The sequence below is a fragment of the Saccharothrix sp. NRRL B-16348 genome (assembly GCF_001280085.1).
Taxonomy (GTDB): Bacteria; Actinomycetota; Actinomycetes; order Mycobacteriales; family Pseudonocardiaceae; genus Actinosynnema.
In genome coordinates, this window is record NZ_LGED01000040.1 from 1 (window position 1) to 5,653 (window position 5,653).

The window sequence follows — 5,653 nt, forward strand, 5'->3', positions numbered from 1 at the left end:
CGATGGGAACGACGCGATGACATCCACGAGGCCTTTCTCGGCCTCGCCACCTGCATCATCTGCTACCGACACGTCCAACGATTCTGTTAGGACCAGTTAAGGAGTGAACGTGACCGTCTCCGGAATCATCAGCGCCCTCATCGTGGGCCTGATCATCGGCGCCCTCGGCAGACTCGTGCTGCCCGGCAAGCAGAGCATCCCGATCTGGCTGACGATCGTGGTCGGCATCGTCGCCGCCGTCATCGGCACCTTCATCGCCACCGCGCTCGGCGTCGGCGACACCCGCGGCATCGACTGGATCGAAGTGATCATCCAGGTCGCGCTCGCCGCCGGCGGCGTCAGCCTGGCGGCGGGCTTCTACACCCGCAAACGCGTCTCCTGACCCGCGCGCCCGCCAGACCGAGCCTGACCACCCGCTCACCCGGCGGGGGTTAGGCTCGGCGCATGTCGAGATGGCGTGGTCGGACGGCGGACGCCGCCGTGGCGATCGCGGCCGGCCTGGTCGCGCTGCTCGGGCTGGTCGTGCAGTCACGCGGCGTCGACGCCCCGGCCGAGTGGGCGGCGCTGCTCGTCGTGCTGGTCTCCTCGGGCGCGCTGTGCTTCCGGCGCCGCCACCCGATCCCGGTCGGCGTGGTGGCGCTGGCCGCGGTCAGCGCGTACGGGGCGCTGCTGCACCAACCTGGTCCGGTCATGGTCGTGTTCGTCGTGGCGCTCTACACCGTCGTCGACGAAGGCCACTTCGCCGTCGCCATCGGACTCGGCGTCGCCTCGGTCCTCGCCTTCGCCTTCGCGGACAGCTTCAGCCGGACCGGCAACGGCGCGACGTTCCTGCACGCAGGCTGGCTCATCGCGGTGATCGTCGGCGTGACCCGCAACCGCCGGGCCTACCTCGCCGAAGCGGAGGCGCGGTCCCTCGTCGCCGAGCAGCGGATGGAGGAGGAAGCCCGGCGCCGCGCCACCGAGGAACGGCTGCGCATCGCCCGCGAGCTGCACGACGCGCTCGGCCACCACCTGTCGCTGATCAACGTGCAGGCGAGCGCCGCGCTGCACCGCCCGGACCCGGTCCGCACCGAAGAGGCGCTCACCGCGATCAAGCAGACCAGCAAGGACACCCTCCGCGAGCTGCGCGCGACGCTCAACGCGTTGCGCCAGGAAGGCGACGTGCCGCCCGGCCTGAACCGCCTCGGCGACCTCGTCACGACGGCGGGCCGGTCCGGGCTGGACATCCGCGTCGAACTCGCCGAGACCCGGCCGCTGCCGCCCGAGGTCGACCTGGCCGCGTACCGGATCGTCCAGGAGGCGCTCACCAACGTGACCCGGCACGCCGACGCGACCGCCGCCGTGGTCCGCGTCCGACCCGACCACGACACCGTGCTCGTGGAGGTGGAGGACGACGGCACCGGCGCACCGGGCGCGCCCGGCAACGGGATCCTCGGGATGCGTGAACGGGCGCAGGCGCTCGGCGGCTCGCTGACCACCGGCCCGCGCCCGGACGGCGGCTTCCGCGTCCACGCCCGCCTGCCCCTGCCCGCGGACGCGGTGCTCGCGTGATCCGCCTGCTGCTCGCCGACGACCAGACGCTCGTCCGCGCCGGCTTCCGGTCCATCCTGGACGGTGAGGACGGCATCGAGGTGGTCGGTGAGGCCGCCGACGGCGCCGAGGCGGTGCGGCTGGCCCGGCACCTGCGGCCGGACGTCGTCCTCATGGACGTCCAGATGCCGGGGCTGGACGGCTTGGCCGCCACGCGGGAGATCACCACCAGCTCGCCCGTGCGGGTGATCATCCTGACCACGTTCGACCTGGACGACTACGTGTACGGCGCGCTGCGGGCCGGTGCGAGCGGTTTCCTGGTCAAGGACACCGAGCCGGCCGAGCTGATCCACGGCGTGCGGGTCGTGGCCCGCGGTGACGCGCTCATCGCGCCGTCGGTCACCCGGCGGCTGATCGCCGAGTTCGCCACCCGCGCCACGCACCCGGACCCCGGCCCGCGGCTGAGCGCCCTCACCGACCGCGAACGCGAGGTGATGGCGCTGGTCGCCGCCGGCCTGTCCAACGACGAGATCGCGGCCCGGCTGGTGCTGAGCCCGGCCACCGCGAAGACCCACGTCAGCCGCATCATGACCAAGACGGGCGTCCGCGACCGGGCCCAGTTGGTGATCCTCGCGTACGAGTCGGGCCTGACCGTCCCCGGCTGGCTGACCGATCAGGCGGCCACCCGGCGGGAACGCGCCAGCGCCACCCCGCCGAGGACCACGGCGACGAACCCGACCACCAAGGCCACGTAGGCGCCACCGCGCCCGTTGCCCGTGCCGATGCCGCTGTCGGACGTGATCGCGACGAGCCCGCCGAGGGCGATGCCGACGACCCCCGCCGTCAGCGACACGACGGCACCGCGGCGTCCGGTGCCCGTGCCGAACCGTCCGGAGGGGCGGGCCAGGGCCAACCCGCCGACCACGAGGCCGACCAACCCCAGCACCGCGCCGAGACTGGCGCCGATCCGACCCGCGCTCAGGGTGTAGACACTGGCGGCGGCGAGTACGTTGGCGACGTTCATGGGAGATTCCTTCGCTCGGACAACAGGTACGGGAAGCGTAGGAACGGAGGTGGCCCCGAGTCGTCCCGCCGGAGTTGCCGATCGGCCTACCACCGGGGTTGTACGCCCGTCGCGCGCCGTACCACCGCAGTGGCGGTCACGGCGTCACGGTCACGTGCGGCATCGCGATCCTGAGGTCGTCCAGCAGGCTCGGGTCGACCGACCCCCAACCGACCACGGACACCTTCTTCAGCGAGTCCGCCCACCTCTCGACGCCGGCGAACGACCGCAGCGAGCCACCCTCGATCCGCAGCTCCACCACCGACTCCACGAATTCCAGCGCACGGAGGTCCCGCAGGTCCATCTCGAGGATGCTGAGGTTCGCCAGGCGCAACCTCGTCCTGATCGACGCCAGGTGCTCCTCCGGCCACTCGGAGATCCTCAGGTTCGACACCTGCTCGGGCAACTCGTAGCGGAGTTCCGACGACCAGCCGTCGCCGGGGTGCGGCAGGTGGACCTGCTTCAGCGAGCCCATGTACTTCACCGCGGTCAGCGCGACTTCGCTGTCCACGAGCAGGCGCGGCAGGGTCGACTTCGCCAGCACCGCCTCGCCGTACTCCCGGACGTCGAAGAACGCCATGCACCGCAGGACTTCCTGGAACACCCGGGACCGCGGGTCGGAGGCGAACCGCGCGATCACCGGCAACGCCTCTTCGAGCCGCGTCTCGGCCAACGCCCGGATCGTCGCCGTCACCTCGTCGACGGTCTGGGGGTGGCAGTCCGCCAGCAGGTCGAGCACGAACGGGCCCGCCGACGCGATCGCCTTCGCCTTGTTGATGGAGGACGGCGGCAGCAGCCGTGCCGTGTTCAGCTGGATCTCCCGCCGCAACGACCCGCTCAGCTCGGGCGCGGTCTCCAGCGACGCCAGCACCAGCAGGTTCAGGTCACCCCGTTCGAGCAGCCGCCCCAACAGCTCCTCGCGCTGCGTCTGCGACGCGTGGCCGACCGCCATCACGACTACTTCGTGCCACTGGTCGAGGTGGGCGTTCTGCACCACCGTGCCCACGTCGTCGGTGTTCATGGCGTCCTGGGCGGCCAGGTACTCCTGGAACGTGCGGTGGATGAAGTCGACCCGGCCCTCGACCGGCTCGCGCAGCAGCCCCGAGCGTTCCAGCAGGTGCCGGTAGACGTCCTGGTTGCCGGCCCGGACCTGGGGCATCAGGTGCAGCCGCTGGGAGATGCGGTAGAGCGCCCGCGGCACGTCGACGTCCGTGTAGCCGTTGCGGATGAGCCAGTACGCGAGGTCGGCCAGCAACAACAACTTCTCGGTCCGGCCCAGCCCCTCGATCGCGCCGATCTTGCGCTCGACGTCGCGCCGCTCCAGCAGCATCTGCAGCGCCACCTCGTACAGCTCCATCCGGTTGGCGGGCAGCGTGGCGCGCCGGTCCCGGTGCAGGGCGCACAACAACGCGCACAGCAACGGGTACCCGGCGAGCTTGCGCAGGTGGCCACGGGTGTCCAGCAGTTCGAGCAACCCGGTCTCGTAGTCGTCGAGCGCCTGGCGCGACTCGTCGTCGACGCACCCCAACCGCATCGCGTCGTGCCACCGCGCCACGAACAGCCGGACGTCGGCCCGGCTCATCGGCTGCAGGTCCAGCACCGAGAACCGCGCGTCACCCAGCCACTGCGGGGGCGCGGCGCCGGGCCGGGACGTGACGATCACCCGCGCCAGCGGGAACGCGTCGACCACGTCGCGCAGCCACGTGCGCGCCTCGTCGCGGCGGCCGGCCGCCAACTCGTCCACACCGTCGACCAACAACAACGCGCTGCCGTCGCGCAGCTTGCGCTGCACCCAGCCGCGCGGCATCTCGCCCGCGACGTACTTGCCGACCTCGTCCAGGAACCGCTCCGGCGCGGGCAGGTCGCGGCCCGCGTACCGCCGCAGGGGGATGAAGAACGGCACCGTCCCGTTCCAGTCGGCCAGCCTCTCCGGGAAGTCGCTCAACGCGCTGCGCACCGCGACCCACTGCAACAGCGTCGTCTTCCCGAGCCCGGCCTCGCCCCGGATGAACACCCGCCGCGCGCCGGCCAGCAGCTCCTCGACCCGGTGCACGGGGCTGAGCTCGTCGGCGGAGGCCATGAGGCTGATGTAGGCGACCGACAGCGGGTAGCGGCGGCTCGCGTCGGCCAGCGTCACGCCGAACATCTCGACGTGGTCGAGCTTGCGCGCGACGAGCTGCCGGTAGTCGTAGTCGAAGCCGTCCGTGCGGTCGCGCTGCGGCAGCCGGGCCAGGACCTCGCGGATGCCGTCGAGCATCTCGCGGTCCCGGCGCAGCAGCTCGGTCAGGGCGTTCGCGGAGAACGCGGGCAGCCCGCGGGAGATCTCGATGACGTAGCCGCAGCACTCGCGCAGCAGCAGGTCGTGCAGCGCCGTGCCGTCCGCCGACAGCAGTGCGCTCCGCGCCGGGACGCGGCGGCGGATCGCCCGGTCCAGGTGGCCCGCGTCGAGGTCGGCCGCGAACAGGTCGTCGTCATCGAGGGCCGCCTCGTCGAACGTGTCGCGGACGGCGTCGATCGCGGCGAGCCGCTCGTGCTCGGGGAGGCTGCGGAACTCCGCGTCGATGATGGGCTCGATCCGGTCGACCACGGCTTCGGCGAAGTCGTCCAGGAGTCGGGCGAACTTGCGCCGGTCGCGTTCCCTGGTCAGCTGGCCGGACAGGTGGTCGACCGCGGCGCCGCTGACCTCCGCGGCGATCTTGTGGTCGCCCAGCCACAGCTTGGTGGCGGTGCGGACGGCGACCGTGCCCAGCGCGATCAGGGCGGCTTCGACGGACATCGCCCCATCCAAGCCCATCGGACGGCGGTGGGACGTCGGATCGCGCCGTCCTCACCCGAAACGGCGCACGGCGACGTGGAGTGATCCGGGTCTCTTGATCACGGCTTGACACGGCGATACCCGGTGGGGGTATGTTTCCGATCGCTCCACGGGATACCCCCGAGGGGTATGGACAGGAAGGACCCGTCATGAACCCCGATCCCCGGCGCTGGTGGGCACTCGTCGTGCTCGCGGCGGCGCAGTTCATGGTCATCATGGACACCTCGATCATCGCTGTGGCGCTG

Annotated in this window: 5 protein-coding genes; 3 read left to right on the forward strand and 2 right to left on the reverse strand. The window is 71.7% G+C overall.

The genetic code is table 11. From position 1 onward, the window contains the following. Positions 1–109 precede the first annotated feature (109 nt). The 3 genes from ADK67_RS07095 (at position 110) to ADK67_RS07105 (ending at position 2,285) form a co-directional block, all read left to right on the forward strand. Positions 110–382, forward strand: a complete 273-nt coding sequence (locus ADK67_RS07095) for a GlsB/YeaQ/YmgE family stress response membrane protein (RefSeq protein ID WP_053715590.1) — start codon at positions 110–112, stop codon at positions 380–382. Between the two features lie 62 nt (positions 383–444). Then, entirely contained in the window at positions 445–1,551 is a 1,107-nt protein-coding gene (locus tag ADK67_RS07100) for a sensor histidine kinase (protein ID WP_053715587.1), read from the forward strand. After that, positions 1,548–2,285, forward strand: a complete 738-nt coding sequence (locus ADK67_RS07105) for a response regulator transcription factor (protein ID WP_082403281.1) — start codon at positions 1,548–1,550, stop codon at positions 2,283–2,285. The genes ADK67_RS07100 and ADK67_RS07105 overlap by 4 nt, the downstream gene beginning before the upstream one ends. On the opposite strand, the gene ADK67_RS07110 is transcribed toward ADK67_RS07105, so the two are convergent. After that, positions 2,204–2,554 carry a DUF6223 family protein gene (locus ADK67_RS07110; RefSeq protein WP_053715588.1) on the reverse strand — a complete coding sequence of 117 codons (351 nt, stop codon included), beginning with the start codon at positions 2,552–2,554 and terminating at the stop codon, positions 2,204–2,206. The two genes, ADK67_RS07105 and ADK67_RS07110, sit on opposite strands and share 82 nt — an antisense overlap. Positions 2,555–2,690: 136 nt before the next feature. Continuing rightward, a complete protein-coding gene (locus ADK67_RS07115; RefSeq protein WP_053715589.1) occupies positions 2,691–5,369 on the reverse strand; it encodes an NACHT domain-containing protein in 2,679 nt (892 codons plus the stop codon). Positions 5,370–5,653 lie beyond the last annotated feature (284 nt).

Excerpts from the sequence above, each read along its gene's own strand:
- ADK67_RS07100 (WP_053715587.1), top strand. The coding sequence starts at position 445 with ATGTCGAGATGGCGTGGTCGGACGGCGGACGCCGCCGTGGCGATCGCG.
- ADK67_RS07110 (WP_053715588.1), bottom strand. The coding sequence starts at position 2,554 with ATGAACGTCGCCAACGTACTCGCCGCCGCCAGTGTCTACACCCTGAGC.
- ADK67_RS07115 (WP_053715589.1), bottom strand. The coding sequence starts at position 5,369 with ATGTCCGTCGAAGCCGCCCTGATCGCGCTGGGCACGGTCGCCGTCCGC.